This is a genomic window from Pseudomonas sp. PB105 (assembly GCF_009764655.1).
In the GTDB taxonomy this organism is placed as follows: Bacteria; Pseudomonadota; Gammaproteobacteria; order Pseudomonadales; family Pseudomonadaceae; genus Aquipseudomonas; species Aquipseudomonas cyclaminis.
In genome coordinates, this window is sequence record NZ_RWIO01000027.1 from 74,218 (window position 1) to 91,740 (window position 17,523).

Annotated in this window: 19 protein-coding genes; 10 read left to right on the plus strand and 9 right to left on the minus strand. The window is 59.6% G+C overall.

The features are described 5' to 3' along the window. Nucleotides 1-278 precede the first annotated feature (278 nt). A complete protein-coding gene (locus EJD88_RS05145; protein WP_099587364.1) occupies nt 279-1,466 on the plus strand; it encodes an MFS transporter in 1,188 nt (395 codons plus the stop codon). A 103-nt stretch (nt 1,467-1,569) separates the two neighbouring features. On the opposite strand, the gene EJD88_RS27150 is transcribed toward EJD88_RS05145, so the two are convergent. Further along, complete coding sequence (locus EJD88_RS27150) at nt 1,570-1,788, minus strand: hypothetical protein (RefSeq protein WP_256673676.1); 219 nt, start codon at nt 1,786-1,788, stop codon at nt 1,570-1,572. Nucleotides 1,789-1,986: 198 nt separating this feature from the next. Between EJD88_RS27150 and EJD88_RS05150 the strand changes: the two genes are divergently transcribed. From EJD88_RS05150 to tal, 3 genes are all read left to right on the plus strand, one after another. Then, on the plus strand, nt 1,987-2,736 hold the full coding sequence (locus tag EJD88_RS05150; protein ID WP_158877069.1) for a metallophosphoesterase: 750 nt from the start codon (nt 1,987-1,989) through the stop codon (nt 2,734-2,736). A gap of 503 nt (nt 2,737-3,239) precedes the next feature. Further along, a complete protein-coding gene (gene dusA, locus EJD88_RS05155; protein ID WP_158877071.1) occupies nt 3,240-4,226 on the plus strand; it encodes a tRNA dihydrouridine(20/20a) synthase DusA in 987 nt (328 codons plus the stop codon). Between the two features lie 286 nt (nt 4,227-4,512). After that, nucleotides 4,513-5,439 carry a transaldolase gene (gene tal, locus EJD88_RS05160; protein WP_099587410.1) on the plus strand — a complete coding sequence of 309 codons (927 nt, stop codon included), beginning with the start codon at nt 4,513-4,515 and terminating at the stop codon, nt 5,437-5,439. A 191-nt stretch (nt 5,440-5,630) separates the two neighbouring features. Here the strand turns inward: tal and rssC are convergent, their stop codons facing one another. Together rssC and rssB are read right to left on the minus strand one after the other, a co-directional pair. After that, entirely contained in the window at nt 5,631-6,113 is a 483-nt protein-coding gene (gene rssC, locus EJD88_RS05165) for an anti-sigma factor antagonist RssC (protein ID WP_003172602.1), read from the minus strand. After that, nucleotides 6,113-7,294, minus strand: a complete 1,182-nt coding sequence (gene rssB / locus EJD88_RS05170; protein ID WP_099587411.1) for a two-component system response regulator RssB — start codon at nt 7,292-7,294, stop codon at nt 6,113-6,115. Before rssB ends, rssC begins: the two co-directional genes overlap by 1 nt. A gap of 277 nt (nt 7,295-7,571) precedes the next feature. Here rssB and EJD88_RS05175 point away from each other — a divergent pair, with 277 nt between their 5' ends. Next, complete coding sequence (locus EJD88_RS05175; protein WP_158877072.1) at nt 7,572-7,868, plus strand: PilZ domain-containing protein; 297 nt, start codon at nt 7,572-7,574, stop codon at nt 7,866-7,868. 64 nt (nt 7,869-7,932) lie between these two features. Here EJD88_RS05175 and EJD88_RS05180 read toward each other — a convergent pair whose 3' ends face one another. Continuing rightward, on the minus strand, nt 7,933-8,622 hold the full coding sequence (locus tag EJD88_RS05180; protein ID WP_099587413.1) for a VacJ family lipoprotein: 690 nt from the start codon (nt 8,620-8,622) through the stop codon (nt 7,933-7,935). A gap of 195 nt (nt 8,623-8,817) precedes the next feature. On the opposite strand from EJD88_RS05180, the gene EJD88_RS05185 reads away from it, so the two are divergent. Then, entirely contained in the window at nt 8,818-9,426 is a 609-nt protein-coding gene (locus EJD88_RS05185) for an HAD family phosphatase (RefSeq protein WP_158877074.1), read from the plus strand. Between the two features lie 110 nt (nt 9,427-9,536). Further along, nucleotides 9,537-9,803: a DUF4404 family protein gene (locus EJD88_RS05190; RefSeq protein ID WP_158877076.1), complete on the plus strand. Its 267-nt coding sequence runs from the start codon at nt 9,537-9,539 to the stop codon at nt 9,801-9,803. 59 nt (nt 9,804-9,862) lie between these two features. Here the strand turns inward: EJD88_RS05190 and queF are convergent, their stop codons facing one another. Together queF and EJD88_RS05200 are read right to left on the minus strand one after the other, a co-directional pair. Beyond that, a complete protein-coding gene (gene queF, locus EJD88_RS05195; RefSeq protein ID WP_158877078.1) occupies nt 9,863-10,693 on the minus strand; it encodes an NADPH-dependent 7-cyano-7-deazaguanine reductase QueF in 831 nt (276 codons plus the stop codon). A gap of 125 nt (nt 10,694-10,818) precedes the next feature. After that, nucleotides 10,819-11,331, minus strand: coding sequence for a plastocyanin/azurin family copper-binding protein (locus EJD88_RS05200; RefSeq protein WP_099587417.1), 513 nt, complete (start codon nt 11,329-11,331; stop codon nt 10,819-10,821). Between the two features lie 156 nt (nt 11,332-11,487). Here EJD88_RS05200 and EJD88_RS05205 point away from each other — a divergent pair, with 156 nt between their 5' ends. Together EJD88_RS05205 and EJD88_RS05210 are read left to right on the plus strand one after the other, a co-directional pair. Beyond that, nucleotides 11,488-12,168, plus strand: coding sequence for a heavy metal response regulator transcription factor (locus tag EJD88_RS05205; RefSeq protein ID WP_099587418.1), 681 nt, complete (start codon nt 11,488-11,490; stop codon nt 12,166-12,168). Continuing rightward, the gene (locus tag EJD88_RS05210) at nt 12,165-13,520 is read left to right on the plus strand and encodes a heavy metal sensor histidine kinase (protein ID WP_158877136.1); all 1,356 of its coding nucleotides are present in this window, start codon (nt 12,165-12,167) and stop codon (nt 13,518-13,520) included. Before EJD88_RS05205 ends, EJD88_RS05210 begins: the two co-directional genes overlap by 4 nt. Nucleotides 13,521-13,572: 52 nt before the next feature. On the opposite strand, the gene EJD88_RS05215 is transcribed toward EJD88_RS05210, so the two are convergent. Genes EJD88_RS05215 through EJD88_RS05225 form a run of 3 tightly spaced genes read right to left on the minus strand, consistent with a single transcriptional unit; the run spans nt 13,573 to nt 16,819 of the window. Beyond that, nucleotides 13,573-14,817 (minus strand): lipoprotein-releasing ABC transporter permease subunit, encoded by a 1,245-nt coding sequence (locus tag EJD88_RS05215; RefSeq protein WP_099587419.1) that lies wholly within the window; start codon nt 14,815-14,817, stop codon nt 13,573-13,575. Between the two features lie 60 nt (nt 14,818-14,877). After that, nucleotides 14,878-15,561 carry a lipoprotein-releasing ABC transporter ATP-binding protein LolD gene (gene lolD / locus EJD88_RS05220; protein ID WP_024074097.1) on the minus strand — a complete coding sequence of 228 codons (684 nt, stop codon included), beginning with the start codon at nt 15,559-15,561 and terminating at the stop codon, nt 14,878-14,880. A 7-nt stretch (nt 15,562-15,568) separates the two neighbouring features. Beyond that, nucleotides 15,569-16,819: a lipoprotein-releasing ABC transporter permease subunit gene (locus EJD88_RS05225; RefSeq protein WP_158877080.1), complete on the minus strand. Its 1,251-nt coding sequence runs from the start codon at nt 16,817-16,819 to the stop codon at nt 15,569-15,571. Nucleotides 16,820-16,913: 94 nt separating this feature from the next. Here EJD88_RS05225 and EJD88_RS05230 point away from each other — a divergent pair, with 94 nt between their 5' ends. Beyond that, nucleotides 16,914-17,492 carry a PilZ domain-containing protein gene (locus EJD88_RS05230; protein WP_158877082.1) on the plus strand — a complete coding sequence of 193 codons (579 nt, stop codon included), beginning with the start codon at nt 16,914-16,916 and terminating at the stop codon, nt 17,490-17,492. The last annotated feature ends 31 nt before the right edge of the window (nt 17,493-17,523 follow it).

Consider the following 17,523-nt stretch of genomic DNA (forward strand, 5'->3'; position numbering starts at 1 on the left):
GGCGACAGCCAATCGCTGGGACGTATACGGGTGTACGCACCAGGAAAGACTAGACCAGGACGGCGCGCAGAATATCACGGCAAACAGCGTTTATGCGCCGTTTGGCCAATTGACAGCTCTAAATCGCGGCTTTTATCGGGCCGGTGTCAAGTATGGTAGGCGCGACGTGGGGTCACAGGCACGGAACTCTGCCTGAATCAGCGGTTCTAGACACCTTCGCCGCAGCTTGCGTAGCATCGGCGGCTCTCCTTTATGCACTCCTTCCAAACAGGCGATCCATGTCTATCCACCAAACACCCGGGCACGTGCTGCCCGCGCGCAGTGCCGCCAAAATGGAAGCGGCCATGGCTGTGGGCGCTTTCGCAATCGGCACCGGCGAATTCGCCATCATGGGCCTGATGCCCGACATCGCCCAGAACCTGGGTTTAAGCGAACCCCAGGTCGGCCACGCCATCAGCGCCTACGCGCTGGGTGTGATGGTCGGCGCGCCCCTGCTGGCCATCCTCGGCGCCAAGCTGCTGCGCAAACACATGCTGTTGTTGTTGATGGGCCTGTATGCACTGGGCAACTTCGCCACAGCCTTCACCCCGACCTTCGGCTCGCTGGTGGCGTTCCGCTTTATCAGCGGCCTGCCCCATGGCGCCTACTTCGGCATCGCCGCCGTGGTCGCCTCCAGCATGGTGCCCAACGACAAACGTGCCGGCGCCGTCGCCCGGGTAATGCTCGGCCTGACGCTGGCCATGTTGCTGGGCAACCCCATCGCCACCTTCCTCGGCCAACACCTGGGCTGGCGCTCGGCGTTTGCGCTGGTCAGCGTCATCGCCCTGTGCACCATTGCGCTGGTCTGGCAATTCGTACCCCACCGCCACGACGAACAACGCAGCGACCCGCGCAAGGAACTGCGCGCCTTCACCAAGCCCCAGGTGTGGATGGCCCTGTCCATCGGCGCGATTGGCTTTGCCGGCATGTTCTGCGTGTTCAGCTACCTGGCGCCGACCATGCTCGAAGTGACCAAAGTGTCACCGCAGTGGATCCCCTTCGGCCTCGCCGCGTTTGGCGTCGGCGGCATCATTGGCAACATCGCCGGCGGCAAGCTGTTTGACCGCATGCAATTTCGCGCGGTGGGTTGGATTCTGGTGTGGTCGATGGCCGTGCTGGTGTTCTTCCACTTTGCAGCGAGTTCGCTATGGGGCGTGCTAGTGGGCATCGCATTGGTCGGCACCATGATCGCCCTGGCCGCACCGTTGCAAATCCGCCTGATGGACATCGCCCATGAAGCACCGAGCCTCGCGGCGGCATCCAACCACGCGGCCTTCAACCTGGCGAACGCGCTGGGACCATGGTTTGGCGGGATGGCGATTACGGCGGGGTTGGGCTGGACCAGTACCGGCTATATAGGTGCCGCTACGGCGCTGGTCGGGCTGGGCATTTACGTGATCGCGCGGCGCATGAAGGGCGGCCACTGACATTTCCCGCCCCAATCTCAGTTCCAATGTGGGAGGGGGCTTGCCCCCGATAGCAATGGGTCAGTCACCACCCCAGTGACTGCCCCACTGCCCCACCACCCCATCAATCATCATGCAACAACCCCGACCCATACTCCCCATAACTACTCCCCAGCCCACTGCCACCAGCATTCATCTTGGTGGCTTTGTTGGGACTGCGGTCGCCAAATGCCTGGCATCCACCTGAAAAGCACGGGTCACTGCTCACGGCTGGGGAAGATGAACAAGCGCTCAACAACAACGTGCCGGTGATCATTGTGATTTTGACGAGGTTTGAAATCATGGTTTCAGTTCCCTGTGGGCTGGAGGCGCTGGGGTCCTCTCTTGCAGGGAATCGTAGACCTCAACGGCGCAGGGAATTATGAAGCTTTGCTGGGCGACAGGTAGGGTTCAGGTTGCCTGATTTGGGGATGACGCCAGGTTTTCGCAGGCATTGGCAATGATATAGTCCGTTAATGTCCACCCCATCGAAGCCTTGAACATGTCCACCATCAAAGTATTTGAATCCAACCCAAAGGGCCGCGACTTTGTGGTGGGTGATATTCACGGGCATTTCAAGCTACTCGCGTCACTCCTGGAAAAAGTAAACTTCAACACCCAACAAGATCGCTTGTTTTGTGTGGGCGATCTTATTGATAGAGGCCCTGACTCTATTGACGTGTTGAAGTGGCTCAGCGAACCATGGTTTTACGGCGTACGTGGCAACCACGAGCAGATGCTTATTGATTGCCTATCCGGTCGCGGCGACATCAACAGGCACACCCGAAACGGCGGAGCGTGGCTTTACGCGCTGTCGCCCAGCGTCCAGAACGAGATCTACAACCTACTGCAAACGCTCCCAGTCATGATCGAGGTCAACTTATCGGATGGTCGAAAAATCGGCATTGTCCATGCTGAAGCCTTTCTTTCATGTGCTACCCAAAGTTGGCAAGACGCCAAAGACGCTATCAGTGGCATGCGCGGGGAATCCGCCCAACAACAAGCGTTGAACACCGCACTCTATGCCAGGGAAAGAATAGAACAGCAAAACCAGGCACCGATCATAGGTCTGGATAAGTTATATGTGGGCCACTCGACAGTCCCCCATGTGCATACATTGGGCAATGTCGTTTATATCGATACTGGTTGCTCTTTTTCGGACGGTACATTGAGCGTGATAGACATTGATACTGGAGAGGTTAGCCATGTAAGCATGCGTTTATTGCATGACTCTCTTGGCGCCGGGTCGTGATAACTGACTCTGCTTTATGCCGACTACCCTAGGTGAAGGGCTTGGGTTCTACCCGCGTCACCGTGAGTGGCGCGGGATATCGGGGTCAGACCACGATACCCGGCTTTGCGTTGGCAGAGGAAAAGCAACGATTCACTCCCAAACACACCTCACACTTGAGTGGCTTAAAAAAGCACTCAAAAACCCGGAAGACGAAGCCAACTAATTTTCCTTGAAAATCAATAGGTTGCTGATTATTTCTTCGGCGCTATTTGCGCCAGCGTCGACAAACCGGCTCAGTTTCCCTCCATGGGCCGTGAAGGCAGGGTCAAAAACACCCGCGAATGGGCAGTACCCAACTGGTCTTATCTAATCCCGTACCGGGTAGGCGGTGATAGCCTGCAATTCTCGGCGTGCTTCATACACGGTAACGTCCCCGTACGAGGTGAACTGCACACCACCGACACCCAATACCCATCCCTGATAAACTGCACCCCATTCGCCTCGCTGACTCAGATTCCCCCATGCCCCTACAAACCGCCCCACTCTCCCGCCGCTTCTCCGTCGCCCCGATGATGGACTGGACCGACCGCCACTGCCGGTTCTTCCTACGTCTACTCTCCAAACACACCCTGCTCTACACCGAGATGGTCACCACCGGCGCGATCCTCCACGGCGACCACGACCGCTTTCTGCGCCACAACGAAGCCGAACACCCGCTGGCGTTGCAGTTGGGCGGCAGTGTCCCAGCTGATCTGGCCGCCTGCGCCCGCATGGCCGAAGCCGCTGGTTACGACGAAGTGAACCTGAACGTCGGCTGCCCAAGCGACCGCGTTCAGAACAACATGATCGGCGCGATCCTGATGGCTCACCCTGCGCTGGTGGCCGATTGTGTGAAGGCGATGCGCGATGCGGTTTCGATTCCGGTGACGGTGAAGCACCGTATCGGGATCAACGGTCGGGACAGTTATGCCGAGCTGTGTGATTTCGTCGGGACGGTGAAGGATGCGGGTTGCACCAGTTTCACCGTGCATGCGCGGATTGCAATTCTGGAAGGGTTGTCGCCGAAGGAGAATCGGGACATTCCGCCGTTGCGCTATGACGTGGCGGCGCAGTTGAAGCAGGACTTTCCGGAGTTGGAGATTGTGCTCAACGGGGGCATCAAGACGCTGGGGCAGTGCCACGAGCATTTGCAGACGTTTGATGGGGTGATGCTGGGCCGGGAGGCTTATCACAATCCGTATCTGCTGGCGGAGGTGGATCAGCAGTTGTTTGGGAGTGAGGCGCCGGTGATCAGCCGGGCTGAGGCGTTGGCGCAATTGCGGCCTTATATTGCTGAGCATTTGGCCGGTGGCGGGACGATGCATCATATTACGCGGCATGTGCTGGGACTCGGTACCGGGTTCCCTGGGGCGCGCAAGTTCAGGCAGTTGTTGTCGGTGGATATTCATAAGGCTGCGGATCCGTTGGCATTGCTGGATCAGGCTGGGGCTTTGTTGGAAGGGCGTTGATTGGTTGGCTTGCAGCGGGTCAGTGGATATGGACCGACTGATACAGTGCTATCGGGGGCAAACCCCCTTCCACATTTTTAACAGTGTGCATCACGGGACCGCGTTGCCCACATGGCAGTTGGGTTGAACCTGCGGTCAGTTTTGCCCTCCTATTGAGCAGTATGGCCGAGCATTCAACCGGCTGTTTTCAGGTTGTTGCCCTCGCAAACGATCGAACGCATTTGCGCCCTTGAGCACCTGTCGGCGCTCGGGTAATGTCATCAGACCCATAGGACAGAGCACGCCCATGACTTCCAAGCTGGAACAACTCAAGCAATTCACCACTGTCGTAGCCGATACCGGCGATTTTTCTACCCTCGCCAAGCTCAAGCCGCAGGATGCGACTACCAACCCTTCCCTTCTGCTCAAGGCCGCGTCGATTCCGGGCTATGCCAAGCTGCTCGATGAGTGCGTGCAAGATTGCAACGGTGATGTGGGCCTGGCCAGTGACCGTTTCGCAGTAGCGGTAGGTCAAGAGATTCTGAAAGTGGTTCCGGGCCGTATTTCCACTGAGGTGGATGCGCGCTTGTCCTTCGACGAAGGCGCGATTCTCAAGCGTGCGCACCGTCTGATCGACCTGTACGACAAAGCCGGCGTTGGCCGTGACCGCGTGCTGATCAAGATCGCTTCCACCTGGGAAGGCATCCGCGCGGCGGAGAAGCTGGAAAAAGAAGGCATCCAGACCAACCTGACGCTGCTGTTCTCCTTTGCCCAGGCCGTGGCGTGTGCCGAGGCTGGGGTCTTCCTGATTTCGCCGTTCGTGGGTCGTATTTACGATTGGTACAAGAAGGCCAATGGCAACGACTACACCGGTTCCGATGATCCGGGCGTACAGTCGGTGACGCGCATCTACAACTACTACAAGGCCAATGGCTACAAGACCGTGGTGATGGGTGCGAGCTTCCGTAATCTGAGCCAGATTGAAGAGCTGGCCGGGTGTGACCGCCTGACCATCAGCCCGGACCTGCTGGAAAAGCTGGCGGCGGATGAAGGCAAGCTGGAACGCAAGTTGTCGCCAGGGCATGCCGGTGAAGCGCGGGTGCATATGACTGAAGCGCAGTTCCGCTGGGAATCCAACGAGGATGCGATGGCGACTGAGAAGCTGGCGGAGGGGATTCGTCAGTTCGCGCGGGACCAGGAGAAGCTGGAGGCGTTGTTGTCGGCCAAGCTGTAAAGGCGGATAGCGGCAAAAAGGGCGGTACCTTTGGGGTACCGCCCTTTTTTGTGCGCCAGTCTCAAGCCAGTCGCAAACTAAATGTGGGAGGGGGCTCGCGATAGCAGGGGGTCAGTCAACTTATTTGTAACTGACAGTCCGCCATCGGGGGGCAAGCCCCCTCCCACTGTTTGATAGCGTTTGAATTGGGATCAGTGACGTTCCAGGGCATTCACGAGGTCGTGGAACGCTTCGCGATTGGACTCGTTGAGGCCCATCAGGATTTTGTGCGCTTCCAGCACCTTCACCCGCACGACTTCCTCGGACTGGTCCTGGGAAGGCAGGTCGGTCAGGCATTCCGGGCACGGGATCGGGCGATCAACGATGTTGAACACCTGGTCGAAGCCCATGGATTGCAGCAGCCGGGTGATGTCTTCGTGGGTGGTGACGACTGTCGGCAAGAGGCCGACCTTCTGCCGAGACAGAATGGACAACTTGGCCAGCAGGCCAAGGGTGGTGCTGTCGATGCTGCGGGTTTCGGTCAGATCGATCACGATCGCCGAGAAATTCAGCGCAGTGAAGATCCGCTCAATCGTCGCATCCAGCGCCGAACACAAGGTCAGGCGCACTTCACCGACAAATTTCAGGACGAAGGTCCCGTCTTGCTCAGCGAATTGGATTCTTCCGGTACTCATCAAAGATTCCTGCTCAACACCAATAGGGCGATATCATCCGGCATCTCCCCTAGCGTGGCCAATCCAAAAACCTGCCGCAGGCCATCCAGGCTGCCGCCCGCTGCCTTGACCCGTTGGGGCAAGGCGGCTTCTTTCTCTTTGAGTGTAGGCTCTGGAAGAAGGTCCAGGATGCCATCGGACATCAGCGTCAGGCTGAAGGTCGGCGGCAGTTCCAGGATGTGGTCTTCGTAGGTGGCTTCATTGAACAAGCCGACGGGCAGACCACGCCCTTCCAGGTAACGCACACTGTCGGGAGTGTATAAAACAGGCATCGGCAGGTGACCGCCAATACTGTAGGTCAAAAGACCGGTTTCTTCATCGATAACGCCGCCGACCATCGTCACGTGCTTGCCCAGCTTGCAGCTGATCAGGCCTCGGTTGATGTGGCCCAGCACCTCGGACGGGGTGAACTCCGGCAAGGTGCCATTGCGCTTGGATTCAAACAACAGCCGCGTGGTCATGAACTTCAACAACACGGTGACAAAAGCAGAAGACGCGCCGTGGCCCGAAACGTCGGCCAGGTAAAACGCCACACGTCGCTCATCCACACGGAAATAGTCGACAAAATCACCCGACAGGTACAGCGAGGGGATGATCTGGTGCGCAAACTTGAACTCGTCGATAGTCCAGGGGCTGACCGGCAGCATGTTCATCTGCACCTGGCGACCGGCGTTCTGGTCTTCCTGGAGCAGGTTGAGGCTGGCTTCGAGTTCGCGGTTGGCGGTTTCGAGCTTTTCGCGGTAACGCTGGTTCTCGACCAGCAAACGTGCACGATCCAAGGCGCGGCGCACCGAGTGCTCCAGCACCGCCAGGTCTTCCAGGGGTTTGATCAGGTAGTCGGCCGCCCCCAGGCGCAAAGCCTCGACAGCATCGTTCATCACGCCAGCGCCGGACACGACAATCACCGGCGTCTGCGGGGCAATCTCGGTCACCTGGCGAATCAGCTCCAAGCCGCCCATCTGGGGCATGCGCAGATCGCAGATCACGAGGTCGGGCTGGTCGCGCTCGAATACCTGGAGACCCTGTTGGCCATTGCTGGCCTGCAGGACGCTGAAGCCACTGTCTTCCAAATAGGCCGCGAGGCTCGCGCGCACTACTTCGTCGTCATCGATTATCAGCAGCGTGGCACTGGTTTTTTGCATGTGGGCAAACGGCGCCAGAATTAGGTTGGCGTAGGCGACTCGGCAATGGCCGGGATCACACTACTGGATTCGCTTTCTAGCCTCTCTGTCCTACAAAGCATAGGCGTATTGCCCACGCACAACTGTAAAGCAGAGGTGCCCTTCTAAGGCGCAGACGGTACTCCCATCCGCCAGGTGTTTCAAGCTCATGCCGATGGTCGCCGGGCGTCTTTACATCGCAAATCACCGGGAGTTATAAGAATAGCCACGACCACAACACAAAGTAAGGATGGAACCCATGAGCGAACACGAGCGCGACTACGCCGAGAAACGCGATTTCATCCGCATGCGAGTGGATGCCGAGGTGTCTTTGATCCACGCCGGGCAGGAGATTGCCGGGGTTTGCGTGGACCTTTCCAGCTCTGGGATGCAGGTGCAGGCACCCCGCCAGTTCAACGTGGGCGATAAACTGACCGTACGCATCGATTCGGAGCATGCAGCCCTTGCCGGCCTGGAAGCAGATACCGAAGTGGTATGGGCCAAGAACGAGGGCGAAAACCAGCACCTAGGCCTCAAGATCCTGAAAATGCGCTGAAACCCGCGCATAAAAAAGGCGACCGCCAAGCGTCGCCTTTTTTTTCATTTCAAAACATCACAGCTTAAAAGTCGTCGACGACCTTGCCATCCTTGACCTTGAATTCGCGGTTCTGCAGGTAGGCGTTACGAATGAAGGTGTACTTGTCGCCGGTGATCAGCTTCTCACTGTCGAGCAAGCTGGCACGGGTATCGACAATGTTCAGGCCCATGGTGCTGTTGCGCCAGCCAATATCGTTCATGTAGCGATACGGTTGAGTATAGCTGTCGACGTATTTGGACGGTGCATCACGCAGTGTGCTCGGGCCCAGCAAAGGCAGCATCACGTAGGGACCGCTGCCCACGCCCCAGTAACCCAGGGTCTGACCGAAGTCTTCATCGCTGCGTTGCAGCCCCATTTTGGTGCCGACATCAATGAAGCCCAGCACGCCGAAGGTGGTGTTGACCAGCAAACGCGCCGTATCAACGCCTGCGTTATGCGGCTTGAGTTGCAGCACATTGTTGGCCAGGTTGCCGACATCGCCGATATTGCGGAAGAAGTTGTGGATACCGTCTTCGACAAATTGCGGCGTGATCCACTCATACCCCTGGGCCAAAGGCTTGAGGGCATAGGTATCAACGGTGTCGTTGAAGGTAAAGATCGGGCGGTTGACGCTTTCCCATGGATCATCTTCCGTCGCAGCCTGGGCAGCGAACGGGGCCAGCATGACGGTGGCACACACCGACAGCTGAGCGAAGTAATGGCTCCAGCGCATAGCTTTTGCTCCTTGAATGGTCTGTCATGGGCGCTATGCCCTGAATGAGGCCGTCAGTATATGACGGAAGCGTCCATTTAGGCAGTCGTCAGGAAACGACACACAGAAAATGGACAAAATTCCTACAATTAACCTCCCTGTCATCGGCTTGTCATCCGGCCCCGATAGCGTCACAGCTATTTCAGGGATGTCGACATGCCTCACGCCGAGATAGCCATCGCCAGCGCACCCGCCTTGACTGCTGTTCTGTTTGGCCTGAGTGGTTGCCTGGTGGACTTTGGTTCCCAGGCGCGTACCGATTCACCCTTCCAGGACTCCCAAGCCACGCCCGGTGCCCTGAAAATCCTGCGCAGCCTCAAGGAACAAGGTGTCCCCTGCGCCTGGCTGGATGAGCTGCCGCCTTCGGTGACCACACCATTGGCCGCCGTATTACCTGGTTGGCTCAAGGCCGCCTCTCCCTCTTCCATCCGCTGGCCCGCGCCCCATGCCTGTTGGGAAGCCTTGATGGAACTGAACATTCAACGCCTTGAAGGCTGCGTACTGGTCAGTGGCGAACCGCGTTTGCTGCAATCGGGGCTCAACGCCGGGCTGTGGACCATCGGCCTCGCCTCCTGCGGCTCGCTATGCGGACTGCCACCCGCGCAATGGCAAGCGTTGAGCGAACCGGAACGCGAGCGCAAGCGTGGTAAAGCCACCGTGGCGCTGTATGGGCTGGGCGTACATTCGGTGATCGACCACCTCGGCGAACTCGGCACCTGCCTGGCGGACATCAGCCTGCGCCAGCTCAAAGGCGAAAAGCCCTGATCGAGATCATGCACAGTCGGCGCCGGTGGATTAATCTGCAGGTCAGCCCGTAGACCTTTCTCGGCGTGCCGCGGTCTATGCCAGTGCCTATCGATAAAAGGAAGAACGTCATGCCTGATCGCAAAAAACTGGAAGAACAGGTCAATATCCTGCGCGGGCAGTTGGAACAGGAACCGCCACTGCCGGAAGAAAAACGTGAAGCGCTGGAAGCCCTGATTGCCAAGTTTGAATTACAACTTGATCTTGAGCCGGCCACTCAAACACCCAGCATTTCCGACGATGTGAATAAAGCGGCCATAGAGTTCGATGAGGAGCACCCGGTGATTTCCGGGACGCTGCGCAATATCATGATCACCTTGGGCAATATGGGCATCTAACCCGAACCCAAGCCAAGGACAACACTAAAATGTGGGAGGGGGCACCCTCCCACATTTACTTACTGACGAGCCAGGCGCACATTCTGGAACGGCACATCCTCCGTACTGCGATACGGGTTTATATCCAACCCGCCGCGTCGCACATACCGCGCATACACCGTCAATTTCTCCGGCTTCAGCAGGCGCTGCAAGTCCAGGAAGATGCGCTCCACACACTGCTCATGGAAGTCTGAGTGCTGGCGAAAACTCACGATGTACTCCAGCAGGCTGGCATGATCCAGCGCGTGACCACGGTACTCCACCACCACGCTGCCCCAGTCCGGCTGGCTGGTGACTGGGCAGTTGGACTTGAGCAGATGGCTGTGCACGCTCTCCTCGACGATCCGCGAGTCATCGCAACGCAGCAGTTCCGGCAGCGGGTGCTCGTAGTTGCTGACACTGATGTCGAGGTCGTCAATGCACACACCCGGCAACGCCATCACCCCTTCGGCCTCGATCTCGGCCAGACGGCGGATGCGCACGGTCACCGGCTTGCCGGCGGCGGCGCTCAGGTCGTCGCGCAGTGTGGCTTCCAGGCTTTGGGTATCGGCAAAGGCCGTCTGGTTCAGCGAGTTGAGGTACAGCTTGAAGGACTTGGATTCGATGATATTCGGCGAGTCTGCCGGGATACTGAATTCACCGATGGCCACCACCGGCTTGCCCGACGGCAATAACCAGGACAGTTCGAAGCAGTTCCAGAAGTCCACGCCCTTGTAAGGCAGGGTCGCGGCACTCAGGCCCAGCTCGGCCCACTTGGCGGCGCGCGGAATCGGGAACAGCAATGAAGGCGTGTAGGTGCTGATGTATTCACTGGACTTGCCCAGCGGCGAATGTTCGGCTGCGGGATGCATGGCGGAAACCTGGCTAAATAAACCGCGCCAGTCTACCAGCCTTTGCGCTGCCTCAAAAACCGCACCACTACCCACACCCTCCGTAGATACCGCCTTGAAGCTCGCAGGGCAACTGCACGTTGCGGTCATTCGACGTTAAGCTTTCCGACCATGCCAGCCTGGTAATGCCCGGGCAGGTTGCAGGCGAACTCCAGGCCGGTGGCCTTGCTGAACGTCCAGGTCAGCTCAGCGGTTTTACCGGGCTCCACCAACACGCTGTTCGGGTCATCGTGCTTCATCGCACCATGGCCCATGGCGCTGTGGTCCATCTTGCCCATGCCGGTGGACGTGAGCATGCCGCTGGCCTGCATCTGCAACATTTCTTTCTGATGCGCCGCATGCATCGCCGCGTCGCCGAGGTTGAATTCATGCAGCAACTGGCCTTTGTTGACCAATACGAAGCGCACCGTCTCACCGGCTTTTACATCCAGGGACTTGGGCGCAAAGGCAATGTCCTGCAGCGTCACTTCCACGGTGCGCGTGGCCTTGTCAGCCGCAGCGGGTTGACCAAACGCGTAGGTATGGGCGGCATCCGCCATCGCATTGAAACTCAACGCCAACAGGCAACCCGCCAACAACAGGGGTGTACGCAACGTCATCTTTGTTCTCCAAAAATATAAAACCAGCCTGCGCGGCACTTTAAGATTACGCCGCTGCCAGCCAGCTGACTGCTAGATTACAACTTTGTCAGGTTGCGCCCTTGCCCTCGCCTCCACGGTATAAAGCCCCTCGTCACCCGCTGCCAAGAGTTGCCCATGAAACTGCTGATCGTCGAAGACCAACCGAAAACCGGCCATTACCTGCGCCAGGGCTTGGCCGAGGCGGGATTTACCACCGAACTGGTGGCCGACGGCACCAGCGGCCAGCACCTCGCGCTGACTGGCGACTACGACCTGCTGATCCTCGATGTGATGCTGCCTGGCCGCGATGGTTGGCAGATCCTGCAAGCCGTGCGCAGCGCGGGCCTGGATATCCCGGTGCTGTTCCTCACCGCCCGCGACGCGGTAGAAGACCGCGTGCATGGCCTTGAGCTGGGCGCCGATGATTACCTGGTCAAGCCGTTTGCCTTCTCCGAACTGCTCGCGCGGGTGCGCAGCCTGTTGCGGCGCGGCAGCAGCGCACCGCAGGAAACCGCCCTGCAACTGGCCGACCTGCGTCTGGACCTGATTCGCCGCCGGGTCGAACGGGACGGCCAACGCATCGACCTGACCGCCAAGGAGTTCGCCCTGCTGGAACTGCTGCTGCGCCGCCAGGGCGAAGTGCTGCCCAAGTCGCTGATCGCCTCCCAGGTGTGGGACATGAACTTCGACAGCGACACCAACATCATCGAAGTGGCGATCCGCCGCCTGCGCCTCAAGGTCGATGACAGCTTCCCTACTAAACTGATCCACACCGTGCGCGGCATGGGCTATGTGCTGGAGGAACGTTGCAATTGATCAAGCACCTGTCCCTCGCCAGCCGCCTGGCGCTGTTGTTTGCCGCCTGCACGGCGGTGGTCTCGCTGATTGCAGGGGTGCTGTTCAATCAAGCCAGTGAGGCGCACTTTATCGAGTTGGACCAGCAGCAACTCGACAGCAAACTGGTGGCGTTGCGCAGCACTTTGCAGGGCGTAGACTCGCTGCAAGGTTTCAGCCAACGTGAGGCGCAACTGCGCGCTGAGCTCAACCGACAGCCCGACCTTGCACTGCGCATTACCTACGCCGACCAGCGCTGGCTGGACGATGCGCCGAGCGTCACCCTGCCCTCCGCGCCTGGCCTGCATAACCTGCAAAACGCCGGCACCGACTACCGCGTCTACAACGCGCCCCTCAACGCTGGCCAAGCCGACTCACCGCAACTGAGCCTGATGCTCGACATCACTCACCATCAACATTTCTTGCAACGCATGCAGCATTTGATCTGGCTCACGGTCGGACTCTGCGCCCTGGCCACCGCGCTCCTCGGCGCCTGGGCTGCACGCAGCGGGTTACGGCCGTTGCGGCGCATGGGTGAAGTGGCCGCCAGTGTGTCGGCCCACTCCCTCACCCAACGCCTGCCTCAGCAGCATATGCCGGTGGAACTGGCTGAGCTGGCCCAGGCCTTCAACGCCATGCTGGGTCGACTGGACGATGCGTTCCAGCGCCTGTCGGCGTTCTCTGCCGATATCGCCCATGAACTGCGCACGCCGCTGTCGAACCTGCTGACCCAGACCCAGGTCATCCTCACCCAGCCGCGGCCGCTGGAGGACTACCGCGAGGCGCTGCACAGCAACCTCGAAGAGCTGCAATGGATGGCGCAACTGGTCAACGACATGCTGTACCTGGCCAAGGCGGATCATGGTTTGTTGGTGCCCAAGCGCGAACCTTTGGCACTGGCTGATGAAGTGGAGGCGTTGTTGGAGTTTTTTGCGTTGCTGGCGGAGGACGCGCAGGTCTCGCTGGTGCGCGAAGGCACTGCCCACACAGCGGGGGATCGCGGCATGTTGCGCCGGGCCTTGTCGAACTTGCTGGATAACGCGCTGCGGTTTACCCCGGCAAGCGGCGAGGTGCGTGTGCGCATGAGCGACGATGAACGGGGTGCGAAACTGACCGTGGAGAATACCGGCGCAGGCATCCCGGCGAATGTGCTGCCGAGGCTGTTTGATCGGTTCTACCGGGCCGATCCGGCACGACATGAAGGCAGCAGCGAGCACGCGGGGCTGGGGCTGGCGATTACCCAGTCGATTGTGCGGGCGCATGGGGGGAGGATTTTTTGTGAGTCCGAGGCGGGGGTTACCCGGTTTGTGATTGAGTTGCCCAACCAGGATTGATGCAAGCTGGGCGGGCGCTATCGGGGTAAGCCCCCGATAGCGGTCTAAAACACTAGGAGTATCTCAAGGCATGCGCCGGCTCAATCTTCGCCGCCCGATACGCCGGATACAACGTCGCCAAAAAGCTCAACACAAAGCCCGCCGTGCAGATCAGCAGCACATCCCCACCCTGCAGCTCCGAAGGCAGGTTGCTGACGAAATACACATCCGAACTGAAGATATGCTGCCCGCTCACCCGCTCGACCCAGCCCACCAGTTCGCTCACGTTCAGCGCTGCAATCACGCCCAACACGCCGCCGATCAAGGTGCCGACAATGCCAATCACAGTGCCCTGCACCATGAAGATCGCCATGATCTGCCGGGGCGTGGCGCCGATGGTGCGCAGGATCGCGATGTCCGCGCCTTTGTCGTTTACCACCATGATCAACGTAGCGATGATGTTGAACGCCGCCACGGCAACGATCATCAGCAACAACAGGCCGATCATGGTCTTTTCCATCTTCATCGCGCTGAACAGGCTGCCTTGGGTGTGGGTCCAGTCATCCGCCTTGTAGGCCGCGCCGAGGCCGGTGGCAATGTCCGTCGACACCTTGGGCGCCGCGTACAAATCCTTCACGGCCAGACGCACGCTCTGCACCTGGTTCGGCTGCCAATGCTGGATTTCCGCCGCGTCAGCCATGTGGATCAACGCCATGGAGCCGTCCAGCTCGGCGCCGACCTTGAAGATCCCGACCACGTTCAAGCGCTGCATACGCGGGGTGATACCCCCTGGCGCGGTACTGATTTCCGGCACGATCAGGGTGAGCTTGTCGCCCACATTCAAGCGAAAACGCCGTGCAGTGATTTCGCCGACCACCACGCCGAACTCGCCGGGCTTCAGGTCTTCGAGTTTGCCCTGCACGATGTGCTGGGCCACGATCGACACCTTGCCTTCCTGGGCCGGGTCAACGCCGCTGATCTCGATCGGCTGCATGGCGCCCTTGTAGGAGAACATGCCGTCCATCTGCGTGAATGGCACCGCAGCGGTGACTTGTGGATTCTTCATCGCGGCGGCGGCCACCGGCTGCCAATCATCAATCGGGTTCACACCGACGATAGTGGCGTGGGGCACCATGCCGAGGATGCGCGAGCTCATTTCGCGCTGGAAGCCGTTCATCACCGACAGCACCACGATCATCGCCAACACGCCCAGGGCGAGGCCGATCATCGAGGTCATCGAGATAAATGAAACAAAACGATTGCGGCGCTTGGCGCGGGTATAGCGCGTGCCGATGAAAATCGATAACGGTCTGAACATTCGCGGGCACCGCCTGAAAAATTGAAAAAGCCCGACGCCAGGCGTCGGGCTTGAAACGGGTCAGATGGCGACCAGATGACCTTCCTGCAGGTGCAGCACGCGGTCCATCTGGCGGGCCATGCTCATGTCATGGGTCACCACCAGGAACGCGGTGCGCATCTGGGTGCTCAGTTCCAGCATCAAGTCCTTGATGCCTTGGGCGGTATGGGAGTCGAGGTTGCCGGTGGGCTCGTCGAGCATTACCAGGCCCGGGTTGTTCACCAGGGCGCGGGCAATTGCCACACGCTGGCGCTCGCCGCCGGACAGCTCGGCCGGTTTGTGCTCCAGGCGATGGCCGAGGCCGACGCGCTCCAGCAGCGCCTTGGCACGCTGACGGGCTTCCGGGATCGCAGTCTTGCCGATCAGCAGCGGCATGCACACGTTTTCCAGGGCGGTGAATTCCGGCAGCAGGTGGTGGAACTGATACACAAAACCCAACGAACGATTGCGCAGTTGGCCTCGGGCCTTTTCATTCAAGGCCGACAACTCTTCGCCGGCCAGCCACACGCTGCCCTGGGACGGCGTATCAAGGCCGCCCAACAGGTTCAGCAAGGTACTTTTGCCGGAGCCGGAACTGCCGACGATCGCCACGCGCTCGCCCGGATGCAGTTCCAGTTGCAGGTTGGACAGCACCACCACCGACTCCGGGCCTTCCTCGTAGGATTTGCCCAGGTTGCGGCAGCTCAGGATTGCTTTTTCACTCATGCCCAATTCACTCATAACGTAAGGCCTGTGCTGGCTGGGTACGTGCCGCGCGCCAGGCTGGATACAGGGTGGCAAGGAAACTCAGGACCAACGCAGCGCCGCCCACCATCAACACGTCCTGGGCCTGAACCTGGGACGGCAAGTAGTCGATGAAGTAGACGTCGGCGTTGAGGAACTTGTGGCCGATCACTTTCTCTAGCAACGCGATGGCGGCGCTGACGTTCAGCGCGGCCAGAATGCCCACCGCGGTGCCGATCAAGGTGCCGACCACGCCGATCACGGTGCCTTGCACCATAAAGATCGCCATGATCTGCCCCGGCGTGGCGCCAAGGGTACGCAGGATGGCGATATCGCCTTTCTTGTCGTTCACCACCATCACCAGCGTGGAGATGATATTGAACGCGGCGACAGCGACGATCAGCAGCAGCAGTAGGCCGATCATGGCTTTTTCCATGCGGATGGCCTGGTACAGGTTGCCGTGGGTACGGGTCCAGTCACGGGCGTAATACTGGGTTTCACCCAAGTTCTGGGCAATGTCCCAGGCGCCGCGCGGGGCGTCGAACAGGTCGCTGAACTTGAGGCGCAGGCCCTGCACCTGGTCCGGCTGCCAGCGCTGCAGGCGGGCCAGGTCGGTGAGGTTGGTCAGGCCGAGGTAGCCGTCGATTTCGCCAGCGCCCACATGGAAGGTACCGATCACGGTAAAGCGCTTCATGCGCGGGAACATGCCGGCCGGGGTCACGGTGACTTCCGGCGCGACGAAGGTCAGCTTGTCGCCAAGGCCCACGCCGAGCTTGGCCGCCGCCTTGTCGCCGATCACGATGCCGAAGCTGCCGGGGGCCAGGTCGTCGAGTTTGCCCTGCAACATGAACTTGTCGATGATCGACACGTTGCGTTCCTGGGCCGGGTCGATGCCATTGAGCAGGATCTTCTGCACCTTGCCATCATGGGTCAGCAGCCCCTGCATCTGGGTAAACGGCGCAACGGCGACGACCTTGGGGTTCTGCTTGACCTTGGCGGCCAGGCTTTGCCAGTCGTTAATCGGCTCACCGGACTCGATGGTCGCGTGGGGCACCATGCCCAGCACGCGGGTGCGCATCTCATGATCGAAGCCGTTCATCACCGACAGCACCACAATCATCACGACCACGCCCAAGGCGAGCCCGATCATCGAGGTCAAGGAAATGAACGACACAAAATGATTGCGGCGCTTTGCACGGGTATAACGCGTGCCAATAAATACGAAGAGAGGTCTGAACATGTCGGGGCTTGTTCGGAGGAAAAGAAGACGTCCCGGTGGCGGGGTCTGGTAAGCAGCTTTACACTCTGACCATTACCGTTACCTGGGGTTCGCCATGTCGACATTAGATGAAGAAGAGCGCCGCGAATACTACCGTATCGACGACATGATCGCACTCCAAATCAAAAGCCTGTCGGCCCCCGAAGCGGCGAGCAAGGAAGTGTTGCTGGATGATTCACCGCTGTTCAACCTGCTCAGTGAGCTGCACCTGAGCGAGTTCGAAGCCCAGCACCTGCTGCGCCAACTGAGCGAAAAGGACCGCACCCTCGCCGCCTTCCTGCGTGTGCAGAACAAACGCGTGGACCTGCTCAGCCAGATCATGGCGCGCGGCCTGCTGGACGAGGTGGGCGCACCGCAGCCGGTGATCCTCTCCGAAGGCGGCATCGACTTCCAGCACCCTGCCCCCCTGGCCACCGGCGTCCATCTGGCGGTCAAGCTGGTACTGATGCCCCAGGCGCTCGGCCTGCTGCTGCGGGCGCGGGTCACCCATTGCGATCCCAAGGGCGATGGCTTTGACGTGGGCACGGAATTCGAGTCCATGACCGATGCCCAGCGCCAATTGCTGGCCCGCTACATCCTGCAGAAACAGGCCCAGGAACGCCGCCTGGCGCGGGAACAAAGCGACGACCTCTGAAATCGTATTCACTCCGCCAGCCAGCCTGGCG